Raw genomic sequence first — 26,716 nt, 5'->3', positions numbered from 1 at the left:
CGGGCTGCCCTCCTGGGGTCGCCGCGCCGGCACCCCCGCGGTTCCCGACCTTGATTGGCCAGCAGACTCAGCCAAGAACGGCGTGTCGCACGACGACACGCCGTCCCGGCGTCTGATCAAAGGTCGAAATCCGCGCCGATGCGGCGAGGAAGCCGACGACGACGGCGGCGGCCCCCTCCGCCGTCGTCGGCCTGTCCTCCAAGGCGCGCCGCGCCGTCGTCGGGCTGCCCTCCAAGGCGCGCCGCGCCGTCGTCCAGCGGCCCTCCCGGGGCGCCGCGGCCCCACCCCTCGGTTCCCGACCTTGATTGGCCACCTGATTCAGCCCAGAACGGCGTGTCGCACCGCGACACGCCGTCATGGCGTCTCAACAAAGGTCGAAATCCGCGCCGAGGCCCCGAGGGAGCCGCCGACGCCAGCGGCGCAAGCTCAGCCGAGCTCGCCGAGCACATCCGCGATCACGACGGCGGAGGCCGCCGACCACGCCTGCGGCCGGCAGGCCGTGGGGTACGGGACGGCCCGGGCGGCGCGGCCCTCCCCCGCGGCGGGGTCGCCGGAGTGGAGCTCCGGCATCCGGTACCCGAACGACTCCGCGGCCTTGAGCAGCCCCTCCGCGAGCTGGGCGGCCTCGGCCCGATGGCCGGACGCGGCGAGGCCGCGAATCGCAATCGCGGTGTCGTGGGCCCAGACCGAGCCGCCGTGGTACTTGAGTGGCCAGTACCCCGCGCTCGACGTCGCGAGTGTCCGGAGCCCGTAGCCCGAGTCGAGCTCGGGGTCCACAAGCCGCCGCGCGACGATCGCCTCCTCCTCGGCGCTCAGGAGCCCCGTCCCGAGCAGGTGCCCCATGTTCGAGGTCGCGGTGTCCACGGGCGTGCCGTCTCCGTCGAGCGCGATCGCCACGTACGGGCCCAACTCGTCCCGTAGCCAGAAATCCGCCCGGAACCGCGCGGCCAAGCCGGCCGCGGCGTCGCGGAGCTGGACCGGCGACGTGCCGTCCGAGGCGGTCCCCGCGCTGCCGAACGCCTCGAGCAGCTCCGCGCCGTGCACGAGCGCCTCGTGGGCGTAGGCCTGGACCTCGCACAGCGAGATGGACCCCTTCGCGAGCTCGCCGTCGCGGAACTGGACCGAATCCGCGGAGTCCTTCCAGCCCTGGTTCGCGAGCCCGTGGCCGGTCGTGTCGAGGTACTTGAGGTAGCCCTCGCGGACGCCGGCGGCCACCCACGCGAGGGCGCGCTCGGCGCTCGGGAGGAGGCGCTCGACCGCGTCGACGGGCATGCCGGCACGCCACGCGTCGTAGAGGAGGCAGAGCCAGAGCGGCGTCGCGTCCACCGTGCCGTAGTAGATGGGCGGGAGGCTGATCTTCTCGTCGTGGAGAGTGAGCCCGGTGCGACGCAGCTCGTGCATGATCTTGCCCGGCTCCTCCTCCGCCTCGGCGTTGGCCTTCGTCCCCTGGTACGAGGCAAGCACCGTGAGCGTGCCCTCGGCCATCTCGGTGCCGAGCGGCAGGAGGAAACGCGCCGCCCACAGCGCGTCGCGCCCGAACAGCGTGAAGTACCACGGGGCCCCCGCACCGAGGAACTCGCACCCTGGCAGCTTGGGCAGCGACATCCGCAGTCCGTCGAGGTCGAGCAGCGACTGCTCGAGGAAGCGGCCAAGGCGCACGTCCGCAGGCTGGCGCGTCCCCGCGCGGTCGCGCCACGCGAGCGGCGCCTCACCGGGTGCACCGACGACGGCGGCGATCGCGTCCTCCGCAGCGAGTCGCCACGAGGCGCGGGCCGGCTTCCCGGGAGCCGCCGTGAGCGTCCACGACAGCACGGGGTGGGCGGGATCCGAGAGGTCGACGGCGGCGTCCGGCGCCTCGACGACGGCGGTCACCTCCTCCGCGGTCCACGTGAGCCCTCTTTCGGTCAGCCTGGCGGGGACGGCATCCGTCGAGCCGCCCGAGCGGACAATCTGCATGGGGACCATGTCCGCCGCGAGGTGCAGCGTGAACTCGGCGGTGAGGGGCTGGTCCGTGGCGCACGCGAACTCGAGATCTTCCGTCATGGAGCTAGGCTCGACGCGGCGGGTGCGCGTGACCCGGGCTGTCGGGTCCCCGCCCGGTCCGTCGACGATCCGCGGGAGCGCGACGACCGTCAAGGCGCCGCCCTCGCGCCACGAGCCGGCCGGCTCGGGTTCTTGGCCAGCCACCTCGAGGACGGCCTCGCTCAGCACGCGGACGTCGGAGTGCATGACGCCCTGGACTGTGGGATGCCCCGGCACGCCGGCCCGGATCTGCCCGTCCCGATCAGACCACGCCTGCGTCGGCGCGCGGAACACGATCTCGAGTTCATGGAGGAATGGCTGGAGCTTCTCGGGCATTGGAATCGCATCGCTTCCTGTGAGTTGCTTGACATGCCGGACCGTGTAGTCAATTCTGGAGACATCCCCGAATTTGATCAATCAAAAACCTACCGATCACCGTAGTTGATCGATCAAAGACGCGAAAGAGCTTCACGACGGAGAGGAGCGACCATGGATCAGGACACCACACACAGCGCTGTGCCTGGCCACCGGCCCACAGTCTCCAGCGTCGCCGCCATGGCCGGGGTGTCCCGACAGACCGTCTCCAACGCACTCAACAACCCCGAGCGCCTTCAGCCCGAGACCCTCAAGCGGGTGCTCGCGGCTATCGACGACTCCGGCTACGTGCGCAGCGCCGCGGCGCGGCAGATGCGCACGGCACGATCGAGCGTGCTCGCCTACCGGCTCGATCCCATCCGGGACGGGATCGGCGGCATCGTGCTCGATACCTTCCTGCACACCCTGTCTGCCCAGGCCGAGGGGCAGGGCTACCGCGTCATGCTCTACACGGCCGATTCCGACGAGGCCGAGCTTCGTCAGTTCGCAGCCCTCACTCAGACCCGGGCCGTGGACGCCTTCGTCCTGGTCGACACCCACCGGGACGATCAGCGCTACCGCTGGCTGTCCGAGAACGGCGTCCCCTACGCCGTCTTCGGACGCCCCTGGCCCGGCGACGAGGAAACCGATGACGACGGCGCGCACGCGTGGATCGACATCGACGGCTCGGCCGGGACCGCGGCGGCCACGGCTCATCTCCTCGAGCTCGGCCACCGCAACATCGGCTTTATCGGCTACCTGCACGACGGCGCGACCGGAGACGATCGCCGCCGCGGGTGGGAGGCGTCCATGGCCGGCGCTGGCGTCCCCCCGCGCCAGCGCCGTGCCTTGGATTCCTCTCAACGCGACGGAATCCTCGAAGGGGCCGATGCCGCGCGTCGACTGCTCGACGCCGGCGCCACCGCCTTCGTGTGTGCCTCCGATTCGCTCGCAGTCGGCGCGCTCAGCGCCGCGGGCCCGGAGGCCGCCGTCGTCGGCTTCGACGACAGCCCCACCGCTGCCGCGCTCGGACTGAGCTCGGTGCGCCAGCCCCTCGAAGAGGCCGCAGGCTGGGCCCTCGGCAGCGTCCTCGCCCAGATCGACGGAGCCCACAGCACCTCGGGCACCAGTCGGCTCCTCGTACCCCAGCTCGTGGTCCGGGCAAGCTCCCGTCCCCTCAGCTGACCTCAACCCTCCGCCCGAACCAGAGGGCGCACCACTCTTTTCGAAAGAAGAAACCGACGATGGTTCCAGTCCCGGGGCCCAGTGCCCCCTTCCCCAGTCCACTTTCCGTGCGTATCCGGAAGGCCAGCCCCGACGACTTCGCCCGCATCCACGGGCTCTCGGCCCTTGTCCCTCCTGCCTTGGCGCAGGCCATCGCGAACGGGACCGCCTCGGCGGCTCTCGACGCCGCGGAACAGGGCACGCAGTGCTTCCACGAGGTGCTCGCCACCGCTCACGCCCGCGGGTACACGGCCGCCGTCAACGCTGTCTCGTCCGTTCTAATCGCCACGGACCTCAAGGGCCGCCAGGCCGTGCTCGTCGCACAGCCCGCAGTCGAGCCATTCAGCGAGCCCGGCTCATTCTCGGGCCCCCTCCAGCTCGAGCGGCTCACGCTCGTCTTCGCCGCCGAGATCACAGCGATCACGGCGCCGGAATCCTCGGAGCTGGGCGCGGCCCTGCTGCACGCGGCCGCCGACACGTACAGCCGCGCGGGCTTCGCCATCCTCTACGGGACCGCCGCCGCGCCGGCGCGCTCGATCGCCCCCGCGCCGTTCCGGACCACGGGCGCAGGCAAAGCGCTGTGCCTCGACCCCGCGTTCCTCAAGCACTCGATCGGGTTGGCCACCGTGGCCCCGCCCGCCGGAACGCTGATCTACTACGCGGACCTCCAGGGGCAGGCCGAGGCCGAGGCCGACTGGGAGTATCCCATCGGCCCCGGCGAGGACCGCCCGTCGACGGAGCTCCCGTCCACGGAGCTCCCGTCCAGGGAGCGCTCCGAAGCACCAGACTTGCGCCTGCACTGGACGCCCGGTCTGGCTTTCGGCAGCTAGCCTCACCCATCTCGGGTACAGCTACCCACCCCCACACCCATCTCGGGTACAGCTACCCGCCCCCACACCCATCTCGGGTACAGCTACCCGCCCCCACACCCATCTCGGGTACAGGTACGGGGGCGGGCAGCTCGGGGAACTCGTCAGCTGATGGTCCGGACTGTCCAGAAGTCGCTCGAGAGCCCGGACGAGAGCAGATACTGGTACGGCATCGTGAAGTACCCGGCCTGTCCCCAGCCCGGCCCCCACGAGTTCCGCACGCGGAAGCGCTGGCTCGCATTGTCGTAGCCCACGGCCACGACCGCGTGCCCGCCGAGCACCTGTTCGCTCGGGGCGGGCATCGGGGCGACGCCGGTCTGCGCGACCTGTTGGCTCTCGAAGGACTCGTAGACCGTGAAGCCGAACACGAACGGATAGCCGGCGGCGAGGCAGCCCTGCATCTGCTGGAGGCTCCGCACCACACGCTGGTACGCGACGGCGCGGTGCTGCTTCGCGTCGACGTAGCACTGCTGGCCTGGCTGAACGGCGAACTGCGAGATGTCGTAGGGCCACTCAGTCTCAGGGCACGCGCCCTGCGCTCCGACCGACTTGATGCCGTCACGGATCTGGGCACCGGAGTCGCTCGCGACCGTGCCCTCCATGGAGCGCTCGTTGTAGTAGATGAAGAGCCTCGACGGCGTGGTGTATCCCGTGATGCCCTGCTTGTCCGCGTCGAACTCGAGGGCGCCCGCGATCGCGTTGGCGGTGCACGAGCCGAGGTGGCCCTGGTCATACACGGGCGGGCAGTGCGCCGTGAGGTCCGTCGACGGCGGGAGCGCGCCGAGGACGGCGGGCGGCGCCGCGAAGAGGTGGTCGCGCTGGTCGGGGACGTCCGGCACCCAACCGTAAGAGTGGTTGGTGCGCGCGACAGATTCGGTGGTCATGGGGGAAGACCTTTCGCATGGCGGCCGCAGCCGCCCGAGCTGATGCGAGACCGCGGGAGGCGGGGATCGGCGCCTCCAGCCGGGCGGGAGGCGTGATGCCCGGCGCCCGGCTGGTGCCTCCGGCCTGAATGCTGGGGGTTTCAGGCCGGACGAAACGAATTTGTCTTTCGATTTTATTAATCCCGCTATGAGCCTGTCAAGAGCTCGACACGCGCAGTCAGCGCGTGGTCACGTGGTACGCGAAGGCGGTCACCTCTCGCGCAGCGCCGTCGCGACGCCGTCGACCCCTGCCGCCGTGATGTCCGGGACCTCGAAGTACGAGGGATAGGCGGCACCGCCCCTCTCGACCCAGGCAGTCTGGAGGCCGGCCCGCGCGGCACCGTGGATGTCCCATGGATGGACGGCGACGAGCAGCATGTCCTCAGCGGTCACACCGCAGGCGTCCGCGGCGTACCGATAGGCCGAGGCGGCGGGCTTCCACGCGGGCGCGTCCTCGACGGACAGGAGCGCCTCGAAGCAGTCACGGATCCCCGCGCCCTCGAACAGCCGCTCCGCGACGGCGGTCGCGCCGTTCGTGAGCGTGACGAGCCGGTAGCCGTCGTCGCGGAGGGCCCGCACGCCGTGGGGCACATCGGGGTGGACTCCGAGCTCGAGCATGCCGGACATGACGTAGGGGACGGCCTCGTCGAGGCGGCGGTTCAGGTCCACGCCCCGCAGCACGCTGCGCAGGACCTCGGCGCCGACCTCGGCGAACGCGGGGTTGTCGCCCGCCGCCGTCAGGGCGAAACCGTCCCGCAGGAGGATGGCGAACCAGAGCTTCGCGAGACCCGCGGGCGCCCCGATGTCTGCGAACCGCTGGCCCATGGGGCCCATGTTGGAGAGGGTCTCGTTGACGTCGAAGACGATGACCTGGGGTCGGTTCGGCATGGCTTCTCCTGACGTGTGCCGGGCAGGGCTTCGGTGGGCGGAGCGTGCGGGCTCATCGTAGCCCGGCTGGCCGGCGCGCGCTCTAGGGCGTGAGGCACGCGGCCCTGATCGCCGCCGCGAGTTCCTCCGACGCCCCCGGATAGGGCCCGCGGCCCCACACCGCGAGGTACAGCTCGGCGGCCGTCCCGGCGACCGCGCCCAGCTCGGGCGCGGCCCCGCCGTCGTTCGTGCTGCTGTCCGCGCCCCACGCCGGCGCCTCGAGCGAGGCGAGCGGCTCGCCCCGGTCCGTGCGCACCTCGAAACGCACGACGCCGGGCAGCCCCGCCGTGCGCCCAAGCCGCACCTGGCGCGGATAGAAGCCAGCGATGACCTCGCGCAGCCCGTCGAGCGCGACAGCGTCCGGGACCGACCAGGGTGCGGGTTCGCCGGCGCCGGCGGCGAGGGCCACGGAGAGGTCGTAGGCGTGGACCGCCGTCTCGTGGAGCTGGCGTCGCGCCCAGAACGCCGCGACGCGGTCGCCCCAGAGGGTCCAGGCGGGGGCCTCGGGCCCGGCCTCGCGCAGGGCCTCGACGAGCGACGCACTCCGGGACCGGTACCACTTCGGGAGCGGTATGCCCTCGCCGTCGAACGGCGGGTCGGCCGGCGCGTGCTCCGCGCCGATCGCGGCGGCGGCCCAACCGTGGATCGTGCCGAGGTGCAGCACGAGGTCGCGCACGCTCCAGCCCGGGCACGTCGGCACGGGCGCGTCCCAGCACCCGATGCGCCCCGCTCCGGCGGCGAACTGTGCCGTCAGCTCGTCGAGGCGGCCGACGGCGGAAGCGAAGTCGGGCGGGAGGGCGGCGGTATCGCTCTGGGTCACGCGCACACGATAGCGCGCCGCAGCCGTGCGCCGTCACGTTCGCGGGGGTGTCCACAGGGGGCCCGCGCGGCGGTACCCTTCGGCCATGACCATCGAGCGGTGGCGGAGACTCACGGAGTGGCCTACACTCGCGGCCGCGGTCGTGTTCCTCGCGGCGTATTCCATCCAGGTGATCGCGAATCTGCCCGAATCCGAGGGCATTTGGGCAGAAGTCCTCGTGTGGGTGGCGTGGGCGATGTTCGTGGTCGACTACGCAGGGCAGCTCATCCTAGCCCCCGATCGCGGGCGCTGGTTCGTGCGGAACCTCCACGAGCTCGCGATCCTGGCCCTCCCCGCGCTCCGGCCGCTGCGGCTCCTGCGGCTCGTGACGTTCCTGCGCGTGGTGCACAACAAGGCAGGCGCCGCCCTGCGTGGGCGGTTGCTCCTCTATGTGGTGGGCTCGGCGGGGATGATCGTCTACTGCGCGGCGCTCGCCGTGGAGGACGTCGAGCAGAACGAGCCGGGCTCCAACATCCGTTCGTTCGGAGACGCGATCTGGTGGGCGCTCGAGACCATCACGACCGTGGGCTACGGCGACCACTACCCAGTGACGATCGTCGGGCGGTTCGTGGCTGCGGGGCTCATGATCGCGGGCATCGCCGTGCTCGGTGTCGTGACGGCTTCGATCGCCGCTTGGCTCGTGGAGAGCGTTTCGCAGCGGACTGTGGCGGAAGTCGAGGCGGAGATGGAGGCCGAGGTCGAGGAGGTCGAGGCGGAGGTCGAGGAGATCGAGGAGACGCTCGAGTCCAAGGTCGAGGCGCTGACCGAGCAGGTCGCGCGGCTCGCCGCGGCGCTTGAGGCCGCCCAGGAGGAGCGCGAGGGCACGCGGCGGGCCGGCTCCCCGTGAAGGCGTGAGGGCTCCTGCCGCACGAGACCGGAGGTTTGCGCCGAGACCGGAGGGTTTAACCTCCGGTCTCGGACCGCAAGCTGAGGGTTCGCGATGCGAACCCTTACGATACGAACCCCAGAAGCCGCCCGGTCGCCTTCTCCGCGACGAATGTGGCGCGCATCACGGTATTCGTAGACTGGGCGCATGGCATGCCGCATCAGCGAACTGGTCCTCAGCTGCGCCGACCCCGAACTGCTTGCGCGGTTCTGGAGCGAGGTGCTCGGCTATGCCGAACTCGGCCGCGAGGAGGATGGTGCGATCGAGATCGGCCCACCCGAGGCTGGGTTCGGCGGCCTGCAGCCCACCATCATCCTGAGCCCCAGCAGCGATCCGCGGACCGGGAAGCTCCCCTTGCACATCGACGTCAATCCCGTGGACCGGGACCAGGACGCCGAGCTCGAGCGTCTGCTCGCGCTCGGCGCCCGCCCCGCCGACGTGGGCCAGACCGGGAATGAGAACTGGCACGTTCTGGCCGACCCCGAGGGCAACGAATTCTGCCTCCTGCGCAGGCGGCTCGAGCCCTCGCCGGCCGTCAGCTGACCGCCGGGACCCCGAGCGCCGAGGTCCTCGAGCACCGTCTCGCGGCGGCCTCGCACCGTTTCGCGGCGAAGCGGGCCGCGGAGCACTCCATGATTGGGCAACCCGGCCGCGATCACGGAGAATCGAGCCATGCTTGAAGCCCCGCAGTGGACCGAACGATTCGTCCTGTTCTATTTCTCCGGTGAGGAGGGCCGCACGCGAGTGCCCGAGGTCTTCCCAGCGCACCACGAATACACCAATTCCTTCCGGGCCGAGCAGCCCGGCGAGCTGCTTTTCACCGGCCCCTTCGCCGAACCGGCCCCCGGCCAGCCCGGTGCCATGAACATCTTCGCGACCCGGGAGGCCGCCGAAGTCTTCGCCGCGAGCGACCCGTTCGTCACCGAGGGCGTCGTGTCCTCGTGGGCGGTCCGGACGTGGCTCACCGGGGCGGACTGACGGGCCAAGCGGCCACCGCCCGCCCGGCGTGAGGGATCCCCACGGGCGGATCCCCACGGGGCGTGACGGATCCGAGGAGATCTGCAGCTACCTGTAACTCCGGCATCGGAAACCCCGGTCCACGTTGGCACTGTCCCTGTGACGTTCCTCGTCACAGAATTGACCTTTCTGCCACTGGTCAGTCGGGAGGGCTCCGTGGAGAAGGTTCTCGACGTGATGATGTTGGGACAGGTCCGATTCCATGAGCTGAGCATGCGGGGGCGCGTGGTGCTGAGCCAGCTCCCGTTCAACGTCATGCTCCTGCTCGTGTGCGCCATCGCCGCCATCGCGGATGCCAGTGTGTTCACGGATCCGGGCTTCCTCATTGGGCAGGGCATCGCGCTCGTCATCCTGATCCTCAGCTTCGCGCTCCCCTGGGATCGCCTCCCATACGGGCTCTTCCTCGTCCTCCCCATCCTCGACTTCGTGCCGATCGGGATCCTCCACTACTCGAACGCGGACTCGCTCAGGGGGCTGAACCTTCTGGCCGTCCTCCCGATCATGTGGCTCGCGGGATCGGGCTTCCGGCCGCGCATCATGGTCCCGATCGGTGGCCTCGCGTCGCTGCTCATCGTCTGGGTGCCGCATTTCATCGACGGCACCGCGACACCCCGCACCCTCGCGGCAGAGGTCCTGATCCCGTTCATGCTGTTCTCGATCGGGATCGGCACGTCCGTCATGACCCTCAGCGCGATGGCGCAGCAGGAGCGCGTCGAGGAGCTGCTGCGGCGCAGTGAGACCCGCGAGCGGCTGCTCGACACGGTGCTCGAGACGGTCGACGTCGGGGTTTTGGTCCTCGACGAGGAGGGCCAGAGCGCGTTCATGAACGCGAAGCAGCGCCAGCTCTACGTCGCTGCCCTCCCGGAGGGCGTCCCGACGGACCGGGAGGAGGCGCTGCTCGTCTTCCGCGAAGGGTCCGAAGACCCGGTGCCTCCCGACGAGCGCGTGCTCCGACGGGCCAAGGCCGGCGAGACGGTCGAGCACGAGGTCTTCCGGCTCGGCCGGGGCGCCGAGGCGCGGACCGTCTCCATCTCCGCCCGGCCCTTCGACGACGCCGCCGGCCAGCGCGCGGGGACCGTGCTCGCCTCCGCGGACGTCACCGACGTCGTGGCCGCCGTCCACGCGCGAGACAAGTTCCTCGCCGCGATGTCCCACGAATTCCGCACACCGCTGACGAACATCCTCGGCTACGCGGAGCTCCTCCAGGACGAGGAGACGCTGAGCCCCGCAGCGAGGTCCGACCTGCAGATCATGACGCGCAACGCGAGACACCTCAACCACATGGTCGACGGCATCCTCGCCGCCGCGCTCACAGGCGACGAGGCCGCGGCCATCCGCCTTCCCCTCGACCTCTCCGAGCTCGTCCGGCAGGCCGGGGACTCCTCGGGACCCGAGGCGGCCGGCCGCGCGATCATGCTCAACGTGTCGACCGACGGTCCCCTGCCCGTCCTCGGGGACCGCACGGGCCTCGTGAGGGTCCTCGACAATCTCGTCTCGAACGCGCTCAAGTACTCCGCGTCCGGGACCACCGTGACACTCACTGCTGCAGCGGAGGGACGGTGGGCGGTCTGCACCGTCCGCGACCAGGGCTTCGGCATCGCTGCCGAAGATCTCAAGCGCGTCTTCACGCGCTTCCAGCGCAGTGATGCGGCCGTCCGCTCGGGCGTCCCAGGCACGGGCCTGGGTCTCGCGCTCGCGAAGGAAGTGGCCGAACGGCACGACGGCGAACTCGAGTGCACGAGCGAGGTCGGCGTGGGAAGCGTCTTCACGCTCCGCCTTCCGCTGCGCGTGCCGCCGACATGGTCCGCGCCGAAGCGCTGACGGCCAATATCCCCTTGACGTGTCATCTCGCCGCGAGAAGGGTGTAGGGCACACCATTAAGGCCAGGTTCGTGACGGGCCAGAATGTGAGCAGGCCGGACTCTGAGCAGGTCAGACTGTGAGCAGGCCGGACCGTCACGGGGCCCAGATCGTCGGGGATCAGGAGGCGCTCATGTCCGTGAAGAGCACGAACGGCACAGCGAAGGCCGCGGGCCGGGCAGGCTCCGATGCCGGCGCCTCCCCTGCCGTGGACAGGTCGGAGCTCATCCGCAACGTCGCGCTCGTGGGCCATTCGGGCGCCGGCAAGACGACACTGCTCGAGGCCGTGCTCGCCTCGACCGGTGCGATCACGCGGATGGGCTCGGTCGCGGACGGCACCACCGTGGGCGATTCCGACGCCTCGGCCGTGCACCAGCAGCGCTCCGTGACGCTCTCGGTCGCCCCGGTCCTCGTGGACGACGTCAAGGTGAACCTGCTCGACACGCCGGGATACGCGGACTTCATCGGCGAGCTGCGGGCCGGGCTTCGCGCGGCCGACGGCGCGCTGTTCGTCGTCTCCGCGGTCGACGGCATCGACGCCGCCACGACCGCGCTGTGGGCCGAGTGTGAACGCGTGGGCATGCCGCGCGCCGTCGTCATCAGCAGGCTCGACCACCCGCGCGCGGACTACGACGGCGTCCTCGCCGCGTGCCGCGCGTCGTTCGGCGAATCGGTGCTTCCCCTCTACCTGCCGCTGCGCACCGACGGCGCCGTGACCGGGCTGCTCGGGCTCCTCTCGGGCAACGTCTCCGACTACTCGGGCGACGACCTCCAGCCCGAGGTGCGTCCCGCCGAACCCGGCGAGCGCGGCGGGTGGGACGAAGCGCGGGGAGAGCTCATCGAGGGGATCATCGCCGAGAGCGAGGACGAGACCCTCATGGACCGGTACCTCGGCGGCGAGGAGATCGGGCTCGACGTGCTTGTCGACGACCTCGAGACGGCCGTGGCGCGGGGCTCGTTCTTCCCGGTGATCCCGACGTCGGCGACGAACGGCCTCGGCACGGCGGAGCTCCTCGAGGTGCTCACCGGCGGCTTCCCTTCGCCGGTCGAGCACGCGGTTCCGGCCGTGACGGACCTCGACGGGAAGCGCGTCGGCCCGCTCAAGTGCGATCCGGACGGCCCCCTCGCGGGCGAGGTCGTGCGCACCACGGTGGATCCGTTCCTCGGCCGGGTATGCCTCGTGCGGCTCTTCTCGGGCACCCTGCGCGAGGACACGCCCGTGCACGTGGCGGGGCACGGTCTCGCCGAGCGCGGCCACCCCGACCACGACAGCGACGAGCGCCTCGGCCACCTCTATTCGCCCTTCGGGGCGACACTCCGGGCTGCGCCGTATGCCGTCGCCGGCGACCTGTGCGCGGTCGCGCGGCTGTCCGCCGAGACCGGCGACACCGTCTCCGCGCGCGACTTCCCTCTGCTCGTGGACCCATGGGACATGCCCGAGCCGCTCATGCCGGTAGCCGTCGAGGCTGCGTCCCACGGCGACGAGGACGCACTCGCGAAGAGCCTCGCGAAGGTCGCCGCGGGCGATCCGACGCTCCGCGTCGAGCGCAACCCCGAGACGCATCAGCTCGTGCTGTGGTGCATGGGCGAGGCCCACGCCGAGGTGGTGCTGGACCGGCTGCGCGAGCAGGGCGTCAAGCTTCAAACGGTCGACGTCGTCACTCCCCTTCGCGAGACCTTCGCCGCTCCCGCTTCGGGCCACGGCCGCTACGTCAAGCAGTCAGGCGGGCACGGGCAGTACGCGATCTGCGACATCGAGGTCGAGCCGCTCCCGCGCGGCGGCGGCTTTGAGTTCGTCGACAAGATCGTGGGCGGCGTGATCCCTGCGGCGTACATCCAGTCGGTCGAGAAGGGCGTGCGGGCGCAGATGGAGCGAGGCCTCGCGCAGGGCTTCCCGGTGGTGGACATCCGGGTGACGCTCGTGGGCGGCAAGACCCACAGCGTGGACTCGTCCGACGCCGCGTTCCAGGCCGCGGGGGCCCTCGCGCTGCGCGAGGCCGCGGCGACCTCCCGCATCCGGCTCCTCGAGCCCGTCTCCTCGGTGACTCTCAGCGTCCCGGACGAGTACGTGGGCTCCGTCATGAGCGACCTCTCGGCCCGACGCGGGCGTCTGACCGGGACGACGTCGGGCGAGGACGCCACGGAGATCACCGCGGAGGTCCCCGACGCGGAACTGCTGCGCTACGCGATCGAGCTCCGCGCCCTCACGGCCGGCACCGGCCGCTTCCGCCGCGAATACCTGCGCCACGACCCAACGGTGGGCAGCTGAGCGCGGAGGGGACAGTCTTTCCTCGACGTCACGGCGTCTGCGCGAGACTCGTCGGTGAGTCGGCGAGAGGGCGGGCGCGTTGACGCGCAAACAGGTCTCGGATCGCCCGTTCGCATGGCTTTTCCACGTATCGATAAGCGAGCTCTGCGACGGCCGCGGCCGCGATAAGGGCTGGCGGCACGAGCCACCACGGGAGGCTTTGGGGCCCGGCACCAATCGCCAGGGCCACCGAGCCCAGCACGAGGTAGTGAACCATGTAGTACGAGAACGACCGGTCCCCGAGCGCAACCATGCGGGGGTGAGTCAAGAGACTATTGGTTCCGGAAAGCTCCCGCCGCGCGGACGTCCAGATGAGTACGACGACGGCGGGCAGCATGAGAGCCTCCATCGCCCACCATGGCGTGACGTGGAGGAGGTCGGCGATGAGGGCGAGCATGAGTCCTGCCGTGGTCGCTGCGGCGGCGGCGAACTGGATCGTGCGCGAGGGCGTGTGTCCGGACTTGAGGAGGAGCGCCAGGGCAACGCCGATGACGAATTCTGCGAGCCGGTACGGCGGGAAGTCGTAGGTGACGAAGTGGGCGGCCCCTGCATCGACCTCGACGCCCAGCGTGAGCTGAATCATCAGTCCCATAACGGGCTGAAGGATCGCGAGGAACACCACCGTGCCCACGAGCTCCCGGACGGTGAAACGACGCATCACCTTCACGAGCACCGGCAGCAAGAGATAGAAGAAGGCTTCCGCGGACAGCGACCAGGTCACAGGATTGAAGGACGACGACGACATCGGTCCCCACGCCTGGGTGAGGGTGAGACTCTGCAAGAAATAGATGGAGTTGGTATTCGGGGCTACGGTGACGAGTGCCGCGATGGCCAGAGTGGCGGCACTCAGGGGAAACAATTTCGCAAAGCGGTTTCGCAGGAACACGCCGGTGCCCGCCTGCGTCGTGTCCGCCCAGGTCAGTACGAAGCCTGAAAGGACGAAGAAGAAGCTCACGCCCACGAATCCGAGGTCCACGACGGGAAGCCTGTATTTGCCAAAGCCATGCATGAGCGCGACGGCTGCAGCGGCCACGAACCGAAGGCTCGTCAGTGAATGCAGTCTTCTCACTGCCCAGTGCTCCAGATCTGCTGGCGGACCATCCAGACGTCCCCTTCCGGTGCGGGATTGCGAGGGTGGGCCACCCCCTGATTAGTCTCCTTCCACACCACCCTGGTGCAGGGCCGTCCGCCGGAATCCTCGCCCAACCCTTGGCAGATCCTTCGCGTCGACTGACCAGGGTGGGCGGGTTAGGGGGTCCGGATGAAGGCGGCGAATTCCCAGGGCCTGAGCGTCAGGCCGCGGGGGTCGCGGTAGTTCCCAAGGATGCGTTCGGCCGACCCCCACGATGGGTCGCCGACGTCGGCGCGGCGCTCGTCCGCCGTGAAGTTGCCGAGGACCAGCAGCTCGGTGCCCGCATAGGTGCGGGTATAGGCGTAGACGGCTTCGTCGTCGGGCAGGAGCATCCTGAAGTCGCCGTGGGCGATGACCGGGAGACCGTGCCTGAGCTCGACGAGCCGGCGGTAGAAGTTGAAGACGGAATCCTCGCGGTCCAGCTGCTCCTCGGCGTTGATCTCCGCGGCATTGGGATTGACCGCGATCCACGGTGTGCCGGTCGTGAAGCCGGCCTGCTCCCCCGCCGTCCATTGGACCGGGGTGCGGGCGTTGTCGCGATTAAGCAGGGCCATGGCGGAAAGGACGACGGCGGGGTCCTCACCCCGCGCGCCGATGGCCTCGCGGTAGTGGTTGAGCACCTCGATGTCCCGGTACTCGTCGATCGCGGCGAAGCTCATATTGGTCATGCCGAGTTCCTCGCCCTGGTAGATGTAGGGCGTTCCGCGGTGGAAGTGCAGGACTCCGCCGAGCATCTTCGCGGACAGCTCGCGGTAGTCGCCGTCGTCCCCGAAGCGGGAGACGATGCGGGGCTGGTCGTGGTTGCCCCAGTAGAGGCTGTTCCAGCCGTGCTCGGCCAGGCCCTCCTGCCAGCGCCCGAGCGAGGCTTTGAGGTCCGTGAGCCGCAGCGGCTTCGGCGCCCACTTGCTTCCCGCATGGTCGAGTCCCACGTGCTCGAACTGGAACACCATGTCCACCTCGGCGCGCGCCGGGTCGGTGAAGAGGGCGGCGTCGTGGACCGTGACGCCGGGCATCTCCCCCACCGTGAGCAGAGCGCCGTCGCGGCCCGCGAAGACGGCCTGGTTCATCTCGTGGAGGAACTCGTGGATGCGCGGGCCGCACATAAACGAGGCAGCGCCGTCTCCGTACAGCCGCCCCGCGGCCACGGGTCCATCCGGCAGGGCGAGATCCTTCGAGATGAAGTTGATGACGTCCATGCGGAAGCCGTCGACCCCGCGGTCGAGCCACCAGTTCATCATTGCGTAGACGGCCTCGCGGACCTCGGGGTTCTCCCAGTTGAGGTCCGGCTGCTTCCTCGAGAAGAGGTGGAGGTAGTACTCCCCCGTCGCCTCGTCGTACTCCCACGCGGGCCCGGAGAAGAACGATCCCCAGTTGGTGGGCTCGGCCCCGCGCGTGCCGGGCTCGTGGCCGGGCCGCGCTGGCCGCCACCAGTACCAGTCCCGCTTCGGGGAGAGCTTCGAGGAGCGGGACTCCTCGAACCACGGGTGCTCGTCGGAGGTGTGGTTGACCACGAGGTCCATGACCAGCTTCATGCCGCGCTCGTGCAGGCCGGCAATGAGCTCGTCGAGGTCCGTGAGGGAGCCGAACACGGGGTCGACGTCCCGGTAGTCGCTGATGTCGTAGCCGTTGTCGTCGTGCGGCGAGCGGTACACGGGAGAGAGCCACACGACGTCGACGCCGAGGCGCTTGAGGTAGTCGAGCTTGCCGATAATCCCCGGGATGTCTCCGATGCCGTCGCCGTTGGAGTCAGCGAAGCTGCGCGGGTACACCTGATAGACGACCGCGCTGCGGAACCAGGGTTGCGATGCCTCGGCGTCGATCACGGACTCGGACTCGGACAGCTCTGCACACATGGCCCCAAGTCTAGGTCTGCCGCTTCGCCGCCACGCTAGCCCGGCGCCGCACCGGCCCGGCGCCGCATCGGCTCAGCGCACCGCGTACGCATCGACGGCCTGCTGCACCAGAGGGCTGTAGCGGTCCCAATCTTGGGGCGGCGCAGCGACCACCAGGACGCTTCCGCCGCTCGCACCCTCCACGAAGCACGCGAGCTCGTGGTAGTCATGGCCCACGCGGGCCGTGTAGGTGTCCTCGACGCACGAGCCCGTTCCCCCGAGGAACGCCATTCCGACGCGGCTCGAGAGCTTCTTGGCAGGGCCGCCGTTCTCGTCCGCGAGGTGGTCGAGGCGGAACTCGGGCCACGCGGCCACCGTCTCGTCGCCCTGTTTGGGCGTCGCGTTGAAGTACAGCAGAAGCTCTCCGCTCGGCGAATGGACCTCGGCGGTCACGCTCCCCGGGTCACTCTGAGCAGGCTCTGCTTCCGGCGAGACGGACAAGGCCGCTGTCCCGTCGGGAAGCCCGAACATCTTCCAGCCGACGGGAGCCGCGCCAGCCCGGAACCACGCGAAGGCGGGCCCCTTCGACACGGCCGCGTCGGGCTCCTGGCCGCGGCCGTGCGGCGCACCGCAGCCGGAGGTGAGCGTCACGATCAACGCCGCCACCGCAGCCGCTGCGCGCGCCTTACTTGTTGCCGTCGCCATCGTCGGGACCGCCGCGATCATCGGCGTCGTGGTCGCCTCCGCCGGGATGCAGCGGCGGCGGGACCACAGGCGGCGGAGCCGGAGCGGGAGGCGGGACGACGGCCGGCGGCGGAGCCGGCACAGGTGCCGCCGGGGCAGGCGCCACCGGGGCAGGCGGAGGTGGTGGAGGCGGGGCCGCGGGCAACGGCGTCGCGGTGTCAGTCGGCGCCGTTGGTGGGGTGTCCGACGGCGGAGCGTCCGCCGGCGTCACCGTTGGGGTCGGCGTCACGCTGGGTGACGGCGTCGAGACCGCGGGACTCGGCTGCGGCGCGTATTGTGGCGACCCCGGGCACCCGGATAGGACGAGAGTTGCGCCGAGAGCAGCGGCGGCCGCAGCGGTGCGTGGAAGCTTCATGATGCCCTCCGGAGGTGCCCGACGACGGACAGTCGGGCACCGTGCCTAGAGGACGACGCCGGTGCAGCGCAGGTTCAATCCGCAGGCAGCGCCCGAGCGCGGACAGCGCCGGGCGTCAGCCGGCCAGACCTGCCCGCACCGACGGCCACGACTTGAGGACCCGCAGCACCTCCTCGTTGGTCTCGGCCGCGAGGGCGGCCTCGTACGAGTCGCCGAGGATCTCTTCGAGCGCGACGCGACGCCCCGCCGTCGTGCTTTTCACGGCCGCTTCGACCATGGCGAGACTCACGACGTTGGCGTGCACGCGCCCCATGGGTTCGACTCCCGTGCGCACCGCGGCGACGAATTCGCGGAGCGAGCCCGCGATGTCGGCACCGGGGTCGTGCACGGAGCGGACGACGGCGCCGCTCGCCTCGACGGCCGATCCCACCTCAGCGACGCTCCCCGCCGGTGCTGCAGACCCGGCCGGGGCCGGGCCAACGGTCGGCTCGTGGTCGCCGTCCCACAGGACCGTGCCGCGCTCCCCCGAGACCCGCCACGAGCCGTTCCACGACGTCTCCGACCCGGGGCTGCACCAGCTGCCGTTGAAGACGAAGCGCGCACCGCCGTCGAACTCGAAGGTCGCCGTCGCCGCCGCGTTGCCGGCGTACCAGCTCCACGCGGGGTTGTATTCGTCGCACAGCACGGAGACGGGGTCTGCATCGAGGAGGAAGCGGGCCATGTCGAACTGGTGGATCGCCATGTCGAGCAGGAGCGGGCTCGCCATGACCTCGCGGAAGCCGCCGAACCGCGGGGCCTTGAAGAAGTCCACGGACACGATGCCCAGGCGGCCCAGCTCCTCGGCCTGGGCCTTCGCGGCGAACAGGTGCCGGTTGTACCGGCGCGACTGGCTCACCATGAACAGCTGGCCCGTGTGCTCGGCCGCGGCAGCGAGCGAGAGCCCCTCGACCACGGTCGAGGCGACCGGCTTCTCCCCCAGCACGGGGAAGCCGGCGAGGAGCGCCGCCGTCGTCACCGGGTGGTGCGCGGCCGGGATGGTGACGTTGATGATCGCCTGTGCGCCTGATCGCCGAGCCAGCTCGACGGCGTCGCGCCCCACGGGGAGGCCCGGCGTGCCCAGCTCGGCGGCGGCCGCCTCGGCGGCCGCGAGGTCAAGGTCGGCGATGCCCACGAGCTCGACGTCGCTGTTCGCGGAGACCGTGCGCAGCCACGCCTTGCCCATCGATCCGGCGCCGACCACGACGATGCGCAGCGGCCCGCCGTCGTGCGGTACGGTCGCGAAGCCCTGCCGAGCGCTCATGCGCGGGCTTCTTCCGGGGTCGCCTCCGCGGCCTCGCGCGCCCCGGCGATCTCCGGCGCGGCGTGGGAGTAGTCCGTGCCCTGGAAGAATTCGCCGGTCTCGTAGCGCAGGAGCGTCGGGAGGCCGCGCTCGGGGCGGTCGGGACGCGCCCACTCGACGCCGTTCGCGATGACCCGCCGCACGTGGGGGTGGTGGTAGACGGGGTAGTCCTGGTCGCCGGGGCTGAAGAAGAAGATCTTGCCGTGGCCACGGCGGAACGTGCAGCCCGAGCGGAAGACCTCTCCCCCGCTGAACGAGCTCACGAACACGAGCTCGTCCGGCGCGGGGATGTCGAAGAACTCGCCGTACATCTCCTGGGCGGGGATGTCGATGGGGTGCGGGACGCCCTGGGCGATCGGGTGCGTCGGGTTGACGGTCCACACGAGCTCGCGGTCCTGCTCGCTGCGCCAGCGCAGGGTGCACGTGGTGCCCATGAGCTTCTGGAAGATCTTGGACCAGTGGCCCGAGTGCAGCACCACGAGGCCCATGCCGGAGAGCACGTGACGGTGCACGCGCTCGACGACCTCGTCGCTCACCTCGCCGTGGGCCATGTGGCCCCACCAGGTCAGGACGTCGGTCTCGGCGAGGACGTCCTCGGTGAGGCCGTGCTCGGGCTCGTCGAGCGTCGCGGTGCGGACCGCGGCCCGGTCGCCGAGGTTCTCGCGGATGCCCTCCGCGATCGTGGTGTGCATGCCGTCGGGGTAGATCGCCGCCACGTGCTCCTCGCGGAGCTCGTGCCGGTATTCGCCCCACACGGTGACGCGAGTAGCGCGTACGGGTGGTTGAGTCATGAGTCTGTCTTTCCTTTCGGGTACAGCTACTACCGCTGTTCAGTCGTTTCGGGTACAGCTACTAGGGCGATTCAGCCCTTTCGGGTACAGCTACTTCACGGCGCCGGTCGAGGTGCCGGCGGCGACGAACTTCTGGGCGACGAGCAGAAGGACGACGGCGGGGAGCGAGGCGAGCACGGCCGTCGCCATGACGGAACTCCAGTCGGTGACGTACGAACCGATGTACTGGTACAGGCCGAGCGTCACAGGCCGGACCGCGTCCGTGGTGGTGAGCGTGAGGGCGAACAGGAAGTCGCTCCACGCGAACAGGAACGTGAAGAGCCCCGCCGTGATGAGCGCGTTCCGGCTCACGGGCAGCACGATCGACCAGAACACGCGCACGTGCCCCGCCCCGTCCACGCGCCCGGCCTCGATGATCGAGGACGGCAGCGAGCCCATGAACGCGCGGATGATGAGGATCGCGAACGGAACCCCGTGCGAGGAGTCCGCGAGGATGAGGCCGCCGATCGTGTTGAGCAGCCCCAGGTCGTTGTACGCCGTATAGAGCGCGTTCGCGACCACGATCCCCGGGATCATCTGGCTGATGAGGATTGCGAACAGCACGATATTCGTGCCCCGGACCGTGAAGTGGCTCAGCGCGTAGGCCGCGGGGGCCGCGATGGCGAGGCTCAGCACCACGCTCCCGAGCGCCACGATCAGGCTCGTGCCGAGGTTCTGGCCCTGCTGTGCCAGAGCCGTGCCGTAGCCCGAGAAGTCGGGGTGGATCGGGAACCACGTGGCCTGGATCGTGGTGCCGTTGGGCTGGAGCGAGGCGTTCACCATCCAGTAGACGGGGAACAGCATGATCGCGAGGAACAGAATCCCGAGGGCCGTGTACGGCAGGCCGGTGCGCTTCGCGGCGCGGGCCGAGGCCCTGGCCGGCATGGTGCCGGACGAAGTGGTCGAAATAGCGGACATGATTCCTCCTTTCAGTCTTCGACGCCGCGCCGGCTGGCCCGCAGGTAGAAGAGCGCGAACACGAGCGAAATGAGCACGAGGATGTTGCCGAGCGCAGATCCCTCGCCGAAGCGGAACTGCTCGAAGGACAGCGCGTAGGATTCCGTCGCGATGGTCTGGCTCGCGTTGGCGGGCCCTCCCCCGGTCAAGGCGAGGATGATGTCCAGGACCTTGAGCGTGTAGACCACCCCGAGCACCAGGACCACGTTCACCACGGGCCGAAGCATGGGCCACGTGATGTTCCAGAACGAGCGCCAGCCTGTCGCGCCGTCGAGCGCCGCGGCCTCGTAGAGCTCGTCCGGGATGTCCTGGAGCCCGCCGTACAGGATCGTGACGTTGAACGGGATGCCGATCCAGACGTTCACGCCGACCACGGCCACGAGCGCGAGCTGCGTGCTCGTGAGCCACGGGACCCCGTTCGGCACGAGGTGCAGCGCCTCGAGGAACTGATTGAGCGCGCCCGAGTCCTTGTCGAGGATCCACTTCCACACCGCGCCGCTCGCGATGAGCGGGATGAGCCACGGCAGCAGGAGCAGCGAGCGGAGCACCCCGCTCAGCGGGAACTTCTTCCGGAAGAACACCGCGAGCCCGAGGCCGATCACGAACTGGCCCACGATCGAACCCGCCGTGAACAGCGCGGTGTTGAGCGCCGCCGTCGTAAATATCGTGGAGCCGAGGACCTTCGCGTAGTTGTCGAAGCCGACCCACGGGGCCTCGCCCGTGTAGAAGGTCGCCGTGCCGTAGTCCTGGAAGCTCATGATGAGGTTTTTGACTACGGGGTAGCCGAAGAACAGCACGAGGTACACGGACGCGGGGACCAGGAAGAGCCATTGGTACAGGCGTTCCCGGCGCCGCCGCGCGCTCGGCGGGCCTCCGTGAGGTCGCCCTGACCCAACCGACGCGGCGCGGCGGACGGGCGCTCGGGTGGTGGTCGTCGTCGTCGTCATGCGTCAGCCGTTGCTGTTTTGCGCCTGCTGGAGCGCGTCGCTCGGCGAGGCCTTGCCCGTGAGCGCGGTCTGGATCGCGGTGTAGATCTTGGTCGCGGCCTTGGGCCAGTCGGCGCCGAGCTCACCGGTGCGGGCCCTGGCGGACTTGATGAGGTCGGTGAAGACGGCGAGCTTGGGGTTGTCGGCCGCGAACTGGGACGCGAGCGTGGTCTTGGACGGGACCGTGTTGCGCTGCTTCGCCATCGACGTCTGCATCTCATCGCTGTTCATGCACGCCACGACCTGCGCGGCCTTGGCCTGCTTCGCCTTGTTGCCGGTCTGCGGGACCGTCCACGTCTCGCCGCCCAGCGGGGCGACCTCGGTGTCCGAGGCGGACTTCACGGGGAGCTGGACGATGCCGTAGTTGAGGCCCTGGGCCTTGTCCAGCGTGGGGAGCTGCCACGGGCCGTTCACCATCATCGCGGCCTTGCCGGCCACGAACTGGTCCTTGACGTCCGCCTGCTTCCAGTTCAGAACGCCCGACGACGCCGAGCCGGACTTCACGAGGTCCGTCCAGAGCTGGAGGGCCTCGGCCGTCTGCGGGGTGGCGATGTCCTTCTCGTCGCCGCCGTTGCTCCACATGAACGGGAGGAACTGCCACGTGCCCTCGTAGGTCGCGTTGGCGTCGAACGCGATGCCGTATTGGCTGCCGCTTGTGAGCTTCGCGGCCGCGGCCTTGAGCTCGTCCCATGTCTTGGGCGGCTGGACGCTGGCCTTGGCGAGGAGGTCCTTGTTGTAGAAGAGGGCGATCGTGTTGACTGTCGGGGCCAGGCCGTAGACCTTGCCGTTGTACGTGCCGGCCTGGAGCACGCCCTGCGCGAAGCCGTCCGTGCTGACGTTGAAGTCGCTCAGCGGGGCGAGCGCGCCGGTCGCGGCGATCTGCTGGAGGTCGGGGTTGTCCAGCATGAGGACGTCCGGGAGCGTCTTCGACGACGCCTGCTGGAGGACCTTCTGGATGAGGGACGCGCCGGTGATGGTCTGGCGGTCGAGCGTGACGCCGGCCTTCTCGGCGCACTTGTTGAGGGCGTCGCCGATGAACGACTTGTCCGGTTCGTTGTTGTAGTAGTCGAGGACGGAGATGCTCTTCACGTCGGCGTTGGCCGACGCGGCGCTGTTGGAGCCGCAGCCCGTGAGGACGGCGGGCACCGCGAGGGCCGCGAGGGCCAGCCCGGTGCGGACGGTGAGGGAGGTTCGCTTCATTGGGTTCTCCTGGTTCGATTTGTCGATGCGCATCGACGATGCGCATCGATTAGTGCGGTGGTGCTGTTTCCGTGGGTGCGGATTCGGGGACCGTCAGCGCTGGGAGCGCGGACGGATGGTGCTCTTCCGGCGCTTGAGCACCGGTTTGATGAGCTCCAGGTCCTCGTGGGGCCTGGACTGTGGGTCGGTGAGGTCGCGGACGATCATGCGGACCGCGCGACGGGAGACTTCGTCGGGCTCCATCCAGATGGTGGTCAGCGGGATGCGCTGGCGCTCGGCGAGCCGGTCGGGGCAATTGACGACGACGGAGACGTCCTTCCCGAGGACGAGGCCCAGGTTGGTGAGGGCTTCGACGAGGAGATCCTGGTTGGCGCCTTCGGGGGCGATGAAGGCTGGGATTCCCGTGTTTTCCTTGAGGGCCTTGGTGATGGCCTTCTCCATGCCGGCGATGGTGACGCGGCCTGGAGTGCGGATGACCTTGACGCCCGCCGCGGCGGCCGCCTTGTCGACTCCGCGGTGGAACCTTTTGACGTAGTTCACGTGGCGGGTGACCACGGTGTCCTGCCAATCGACGAGGATCACGTTTTCGTGGCCCAGCCGTGCCAGTTCCTCGACGCACATGGTGCCGGCGAGCTCGAAGTCGGCATCAATGCACTCGAGGCCCGCGCGTTTCTCGGGGACGCCGATGAGGACGCTTGGGACCGGGAGCTTGCGGATGACCGGCACGCGGGCGTCGTCTCCGGCGACCTGCATGATGATGAGCCCGTCGACGAGCTGCTGGCCCACGACGCGCTCGAGGCCCTCGGGCCCCTCGTCGTCGGTGATGAGCAGGATGTCGTAGTCGCTCTGTCGGGCGGTGGCCGCGATGACGGAGATGAACTCCATGATCGAGCCCATGTGTAGGTCCGGGACGAACGGGATCGCGAGGCCGATGACCTGGCTGCGGCGGCTCGCTAGGGCGCGGGCGCCGGCGTTCGGCTGGAACGCGAGCTGCGCCATGGCGTCCTCGACACGCTTGCGAGTCTCCTCGGAGATGGGCCGCCGGCCGCTCATGACGTACGAGACGGTGCTCTGCGAGACTCCTGCCAGGCGGGCTACGTCCTTGCTGGTGGGCATCGCGGGTCACCTCCTCGTGGTCGTCGATCCGCATCGTCGATGCGTATCGAGGATGAGTATGGCATGGGTCACACGGCGGGGGCAAGGGCTGCCCGGTCAGCCGACGGTGACCTGCTGGTCCAGCGGGATTGTCATCGAAAGACCCAACAAGGCCAGATGGCGTCATCCGGTGCGTCGGGCGGAACGAACTCCACGCGGAGCTTGAGCACGAATCCGATCCGCGACAGATAGACGACGCTCCGCGGGCCTTCGCCGTTCCTCAGCGCAACGGCTGCCGCGGCCTGTCGAAGAAACGGATTGTCATGAATGTGTCTCCAGCGATGAATAGCGCGCGACGGAGCTGCCGAACGTGGCGCAGCACACAATTCCTGATGTGCCATGGAACCCGACCAGCGGCCGGTCCCCCGAAGTCGTAAACGGCCGCTCCCGCCGAGCCAAAGCGACCGATCGTGGGGACACAACCAAGAGCGAGCCGATCGCCGATTTTTGCTTAGCGTTCGATCGCCTCGCCGGACCGGCCAAGGACATCCGATGGAGTCGGGTCATCCGCTCTGACAGCTTTTTTCGCAGGAACAGGAAACGGCCCGGCAGACACCATCCGGGCCGTTTCCTGCACGTCGCCCGCAGGGCGGAACTCGTCCATCCGCTAGCGGATACCCCCGTGACCGTGGCAAGCACCCTGCCGGGTCGTCCCGGGCCAGAGATATCCGTCCTTGCAAATAATTCCGCTCCCCACGTTCGGCGCCTGCGGAACCGGCGGCAGGTTCACGGAAGTACCTCCACCGCCCGATCCAGTGCCAACCCCGGCGCCCGCTTCGGCGTCTGCGCCTACGCCAGCGCCAACGGGTGCTGCTGGCGTAAGTGTCGGAGTGGAAGTAGGCGTAGGTGTGGGAGGCGGGCTGTCAGTGTTGTGCTTCACCCCGAGGGTGATGGTCGAGGACTTCGGCGCCGGACTGCCTGCGGTTGGGTTTTGGGAGATGACATCCCAGTTCGCCTTGACGATGATCGTCTTGCCTTCGACCGAATCGGAGGCCGTCACCTTGAAACCCAGTCCCTCGAGTTCCTTCTGCGCCTTATCGAGGGTCTTTCCAACCTCATTAGGAACAGCGACGCTTTCAGCCGAGGCCGTGGCGGATGGGCTCGCCGATTTTGTGGCTCCAGCTTCGGCCGCGGCCTTGCTCGAGCATCCTGTTAGCAGCAGCGCGGCAAGGACAACCAACGCAAGTGGCTTATTCAAGAATTAACCCCCATACAAGCACCGCCTCTTAAGCGTGGGCAGCAGAACGGCTGAAACTATCGGCGAGGACAGTCACTCCACCGTCGCCGCTCACAGGAAATATACAGGCGTTCGCCAGGCCAGCCTTCCAAGCGGCACGCCTCAGTCAAGCGCGAGGGGATCCCTCTTGACGATTCCGTGGAGGGACTTCGTCGGGCTCGAAGCCGATGGTGGTCAGCGCTCTCCGCTCCCACTTGGCGAGCGGTCGTCGGCGATTTGCGACGACGGAGGCTTCCGTGTCGAGGACGAGGCCCGAGTTGTTGAGCGACAAGGATCCTGGTTGGCGGACTTGGGGGCAATGGAGGCAGAACGCCTTCGCCTCCGGCCCCGTTGGCGGGTTCCCCACCTAAGCTGCGCAGAGCGCCCTCGCCTTCGGCAAAACCGCCAGCCCGGCCAGCCGGGAAGATTACTCGCCTCCTTCGTCGTAGAGGGCGACAGCACTCCTAATCAAACTATTTCATGCTAGATTTCGAGCCGCAGCGCGTGCTCGAGACGGAGACCCCTTATGGTTGAGGCACCATGAGCACCGCCCCAGGGCTTCGAGCCCCGTATGAACGCATGCCCGTCTCGGATTCGATACGCGTCCTTGACCTCTTTGCGGGAGCCGGCGGGCTAACGCAGGGACTCTACGCAGCATCGCCGCATTTCGTGACCGAACAAGCAGTTGAGATCGATCTGGCGGCCGCTGCCAGCTTCGCTGCTACTTTCGGCCGGAAGAAGATCTTCGCAGGCTCTATCGAGCAGTGGCTTGAGCTAGGAGCGGTGCCGAAAGCCGACGTCGTAGTCGGAGGCCCACCCTGTCAGGGCTTCTCTCTGCTGGGAAAACGAGACCCCAACGACCTGCGGAACCAGCTGTGGCAGGCGTACGCCGAGACAATTGTCCAGGCAAAGCCCACCTACTTCGTAGTGGAGAACGTCCCAGCCTTCAGCAAGTCCGAACAGCTTGCCGATTTCAAAGCGGCCACTGGACGCTATGGAATGTTGAGCGACTATGCCTTCGACTGGCACGTGCTCAATGCAGCCGATTATGGTGCTCCACAGGCTCGCAAGCGTGCGATCTTGATTGGCCATCATCGCTCGGTCCCCTCCCCTGGGTTCCCCGCTCCTACTCATGTAGGTAGACACGTTTCAGTAAGAAGGGCGCTCGCCGCGGTCTCAAAAGATCCGGCGGGGACCGACCTCGCAGACCGCATGACGGAATTCAACGGGACGAGGTTGCGGGGCCCGTACACCACTGCCGAATTGCATGTCGACCGTGAGTACCGCGAGATCTCTCTGCAACGCTTTCAAGCTATTCCGCCGGGTGGCAACCGATTTGATCTTCCCGAGGATCTTCTGGCTCCTTGTTGGGTCAGCCATAGGTCCGGATCGGGAGACGTGATGGGGCGTCTTCGCTGGGATAGCCCGTCTGTCACGATACGCACCGAATTCTTCAAGCCGGAGAAGGGACGGTACCTACACCCGGAAGAGCATCGGGCGATCACCCACCTCGAGGCGGCGCTCCTACAAGGTTTTCCATTGGACCGGCTGTGGCTTGGCTCTAAAACATCCATCGCCCGTCAAATTGGAAACGCGGTGCCTGTCGAACTCGGCGCGGCTATCGGACGGCTTCTGGCAAGCAAACTCGCTTAGTCCGACCAACCTGATCCTCGGTCCAAGACGACGAGGACGACTGATACAACCGAATAAACGATGAAAGTT

General features: G+C 68.9%; 22 protein-coding genes. 8 read left to right on the top strand and 14 right to left on the bottom strand.

The features are described from left to right. Positions 1-426: 426 nt before the first annotated feature. On the bottom strand, positions 427-2,358 hold the full coding sequence (locus tag E6A26_RS01170) for a glycogen debranching N-terminal domain-containing protein (RefSeq protein WP_136609347.1): 1,932 nt from the start codon (positions 2,356-2,358) through the stop codon (positions 427-429). A gap of 153 nt (positions 2,359-2,511) precedes the next feature. Between E6A26_RS01170 and E6A26_RS01165 the strand changes: the two genes are divergently transcribed. Both E6A26_RS01165 and E6A26_RS01160 read left to right on the top strand, forming a co-directional pair. Beyond that, complete coding sequence (locus tag E6A26_RS01165) at positions 2,512-3,561, top strand: LacI family DNA-binding transcriptional regulator (protein ID WP_136609346.1); 1,050 nt, start codon at positions 2,512-2,514, stop codon at positions 3,559-3,561. 107 nt (positions 3,562-3,668) lie between these two features. Further along, positions 3,669-4,430 carry a hypothetical protein gene (locus E6A26_RS01160; RefSeq protein WP_136609345.1) on the top strand — a complete coding sequence of 254 codons (762 nt, stop codon included), beginning with the start codon at positions 3,669-3,671 and terminating at the stop codon, positions 4,428-4,430. A 143-nt stretch (positions 4,431-4,573) separates the two neighbouring features. Here the strand turns inward: E6A26_RS01160 and E6A26_RS01155 are convergent, their stop codons facing one another. The 3 genes from E6A26_RS01155 to E6A26_RS01145 all read right to left on the bottom strand — a co-directional run bounded on the left by E6A26_RS01155 (position 4,574) and on the right by E6A26_RS01145 (position 7,139). After that, positions 4,574-5,353 carry a C1 family peptidase gene (locus E6A26_RS01155; RefSeq protein ID WP_136609344.1) on the bottom strand — a complete coding sequence of 260 codons (780 nt, stop codon included), beginning with the start codon at positions 5,351-5,353 and terminating at the stop codon, positions 4,574-4,576. A 249-nt stretch (positions 5,354-5,602) separates the two neighbouring features. Then, positions 5,603-6,280 (bottom strand): haloacid dehalogenase type II, encoded by a 678-nt coding sequence (locus tag E6A26_RS01150; protein ID WP_136609343.1) that lies wholly within the window; start codon positions 6,278-6,280, stop codon positions 5,603-5,605. A gap of 82 nt (positions 6,281-6,362) precedes the next feature. After that, positions 6,363-7,139 carry a maleylpyruvate isomerase N-terminal domain-containing protein gene (locus tag E6A26_RS01145; protein ID WP_168928646.1) on the bottom strand — a complete coding sequence of 259 codons (777 nt, stop codon included), beginning with the start codon at positions 7,137-7,139 and terminating at the stop codon, positions 6,363-6,365. Positions 7,140-7,224: 85 nt separating this feature from the next. Between E6A26_RS01145 and E6A26_RS01140 the strand changes: the two genes are divergently transcribed. The 5 genes from E6A26_RS01140 (at position 7,225) to E6A26_RS01120 (ending at position 13,209) form a co-directional block, all read left to right on the top strand. Further along, a complete protein-coding gene (locus tag E6A26_RS01140) occupies positions 7,225-8,025 on the top strand; it encodes a potassium channel family protein (protein ID WP_136609341.1) in 801 nt (266 codons plus the stop codon). A gap of 186 nt (positions 8,026-8,211) precedes the next feature. After that, entirely contained in the window at positions 8,212-8,607 is a 396-nt protein-coding gene (locus tag E6A26_RS01135; RefSeq protein ID WP_136609340.1) for a VOC family protein, read from the top strand. 129 nt (positions 8,608-8,736) lie between these two features. Beyond that, positions 8,737-9,042 (top strand): YciI family protein, encoded by a 306-nt coding sequence (locus E6A26_RS01130; protein ID WP_234864846.1) that lies wholly within the window; start codon positions 8,737-8,739, stop codon positions 9,040-9,042. Positions 9,043-9,237: 195 nt separating this feature from the next. Continuing rightward, positions 9,238-10,902: an ATP-binding protein gene (locus tag E6A26_RS01125; RefSeq protein WP_136609339.1), complete on the top strand. Its 1,665-nt coding sequence runs from the start codon at positions 9,238-9,240 to the stop codon at positions 10,900-10,902. 171 nt (positions 10,903-11,073) lie between these two features. After that, positions 11,074-13,209, top strand: a complete 2,136-nt coding sequence (locus tag E6A26_RS01120; protein ID WP_136609338.1) for an elongation factor G-like protein EF-G2 — start codon at positions 11,074-11,076, stop codon at positions 13,207-13,209. 28 nt (positions 13,210-13,237) lie between these two features. On the opposite strand, the gene E6A26_RS01115 is transcribed toward E6A26_RS01120, so the two are convergent. From E6A26_RS01115 to E6A26_RS18115, 10 genes are all read right to left on the bottom strand, one after another. Next, entirely contained in the window at positions 13,238-14,317 is a 1,080-nt protein-coding gene (locus E6A26_RS01115; RefSeq protein ID WP_268815196.1) for an acyltransferase family protein, read from the bottom strand. 179 nt (positions 14,318-14,496) lie between these two features. Continuing rightward, complete coding sequence (locus E6A26_RS01110) at positions 14,497-16,233, bottom strand: glycoside hydrolase family 13 protein (protein WP_136609336.1); 1,737 nt, start codon at positions 16,231-16,233, stop codon at positions 14,497-14,499. Positions 16,234-16,305: 72 nt separating this feature from the next. Further along, entirely contained in the window at positions 16,306-16,938 is a 633-nt protein-coding gene (locus E6A26_RS01105; protein ID WP_168928644.1) for a hypothetical protein, read from the bottom strand. Between the two features lie 488 nt (positions 16,939-17,426). After that, entirely contained in the window at positions 17,427-18,611 is a 1,185-nt protein-coding gene (locus tag E6A26_RS01095) for a Gfo/Idh/MocA family protein (RefSeq protein WP_136609333.1), read from the bottom strand. Next, the gene (locus E6A26_RS01090) at positions 18,608-19,441 is read right to left on the bottom strand and encodes a ThuA domain-containing protein (protein WP_136609332.1); all 834 of its coding nucleotides are present in this window, start codon (positions 19,439-19,441) and stop codon (positions 18,608-18,610) included. Before E6A26_RS01090 ends, E6A26_RS01095 begins: the two co-directional genes overlap by 4 nt. Positions 19,442-19,531: 90 nt before the next feature. Beyond that, on the bottom strand, positions 19,532-20,365 hold the full coding sequence (locus tag E6A26_RS01085; RefSeq protein WP_234864895.1) for a carbohydrate ABC transporter permease: 834 nt from the start codon (positions 20,363-20,365) through the stop codon (positions 19,532-19,534). Between the two features lie 44 nt (positions 20,366-20,409). Beyond that, positions 20,410-21,384, bottom strand: coding sequence for a carbohydrate ABC transporter permease (locus E6A26_RS01080; protein WP_136609330.1), 975 nt, complete (start codon positions 21,382-21,384; stop codon positions 20,410-20,412). A 3-nt stretch (positions 21,385-21,387) separates the two neighbouring features. Then, positions 21,388-22,623, bottom strand: a complete 1,236-nt coding sequence (locus tag E6A26_RS01075) for a sugar ABC transporter substrate-binding protein (RefSeq protein ID WP_136609329.1) — start codon at positions 22,621-22,623, stop codon at positions 21,388-21,390. Positions 22,624-22,716: 93 nt separating this feature from the next. Then, the gene (locus E6A26_RS01070) at positions 22,717-23,739 is read right to left on the bottom strand and encodes a LacI family DNA-binding transcriptional regulator (RefSeq protein WP_136609328.1); all 1,023 of its coding nucleotides are present in this window, start codon (positions 23,737-23,739) and stop codon (positions 22,717-22,719) included. 646 nt (positions 23,740-24,385) lie between these two features. Further along, positions 24,386-24,958 (bottom strand): PASTA domain-containing protein, encoded by a 573-nt coding sequence (locus E6A26_RS18115; RefSeq protein ID WP_407695348.1) that lies wholly within the window; start codon positions 24,956-24,958, stop codon positions 24,386-24,388. A 615-nt stretch (positions 24,959-25,573) separates the two neighbouring features. Here E6A26_RS18115 and E6A26_RS01060 point away from each other — a divergent pair. Continuing rightward, positions 25,574-26,647, top strand: a complete 1,074-nt coding sequence (locus E6A26_RS01060; protein ID WP_136609326.1) for a DNA cytosine methyltransferase — start codon at positions 25,574-25,576, stop codon at positions 26,645-26,647. Positions 26,648-26,716 lie beyond the last annotated feature (69 nt).

The organism is Sinomonas albida, assembly GCF_004919045.1.
GTDB classification, from domain to species: Bacteria; Actinomycetota; Actinomycetes; order Actinomycetales; family Micrococcaceae; genus Sinomonas; species Sinomonas albida.
Note: the sequence above shows the minus strand (reverse complement) of the source record. Positions and strands in the feature narration are given on the sequence as shown.

Coding starts and splice junctions, on each gene's coding strand:
- E6A26_RS01150 (WP_136609343.1), bottom strand. CDS start 6,280: ATGCCGAACCGACCCCAGGTCATCGTCTTCGACGTCAACGAGACCCTC.
- E6A26_RS01140 (WP_136609341.1), top strand. CDS start 7,225: ATGACCATCGAGCGGTGGCGGAGACTCACGGAGTGGCCTACACTCGCG.
- E6A26_RS01165 (WP_136609346.1), top strand. CDS start 2,512: ATGGATCAGGACACCACACACAGCGCTGTGCCTGGCCACCGGCCCACA.
- E6A26_RS01105 (WP_168928644.1), bottom strand. CDS start 16,938: ATGATCGCGGCGGTCCCGACGATGGCGACGGCAACAAGTAAGGCGCGC.
- E6A26_RS01120 (WP_136609338.1), top strand. CDS start 11,074: ATGTCCGTGAAGAGCACGAACGGCACAGCGAAGGCCGCGGGCCGGGCA.
- E6A26_RS01095 (WP_136609333.1), bottom strand. CDS start 18,611: ATGAGCGCTCGGCAGGGCTTCGCGACCGTACCGCACGACGGCGGGCCG.
- E6A26_RS01075 (WP_136609329.1), bottom strand. CDS start 22,623: ATGAAGCGAACCTCCCTCACCGTCCGCACCGGGCTGGCCCTCGCGGCC.
- E6A26_RS01170 (WP_136609347.1), bottom strand. CDS start 2,358: ATGCCCGAGAAGCTCCAGCCATTCCTCCATGAACTCGAGATCGTGTTC.
- E6A26_RS01110 (WP_136609336.1), bottom strand. CDS start 16,233: ATGTGTGCAGAGCTGTCCGAGTCCGAGTCCGTGATCGACGCCGAGGCA.
- E6A26_RS01070 (WP_136609328.1), bottom strand. CDS start 23,739: ATGCCCACCAGCAAGGACGTAGCCCGCCTGGCAGGAGTCTCGCAGAGC.
- E6A26_RS01130 (WP_234864846.1), top strand. CDS start 8,737: ATGCTTGAAGCCCCGCAGTGGACCGAACGATTCGTCCTGTTCTATTTC.
- E6A26_RS01155 (WP_136609344.1), bottom strand. CDS start 5,353: ATGACCACCGAATCTGTCGCGCGCACCAACCACTCTTACGGTTGGGTG.
- E6A26_RS01060 (WP_136609326.1), top strand. CDS start 25,574: ATGCCCGTCTCGGATTCGATACGCGTCCTTGACCTCTTTGCGGGAGCC.
- E6A26_RS01085 (WP_234864895.1), bottom strand. CDS start 20,365: ATGCCGGCCAGGGCCTCGGCCCGCGCCGCGAAGCGCACCGGCCTGCCG.
- E6A26_RS01080 (WP_136609330.1), bottom strand. CDS start 21,384: ATGACGACGACGACGACCACCACCCGAGCGCCCGTCCGCCGCGCCGCG.
- E6A26_RS01135 (WP_136609340.1), top strand. CDS start 8,212: ATGGCATGCCGCATCAGCGAACTGGTCCTCAGCTGCGCCGACCCCGAA.
- E6A26_RS01090 (WP_136609332.1), bottom strand. CDS start 19,441: ATGACTCAACCACCCGTACGCGCTACTCGCGTCACCGTGTGGGGCGAA.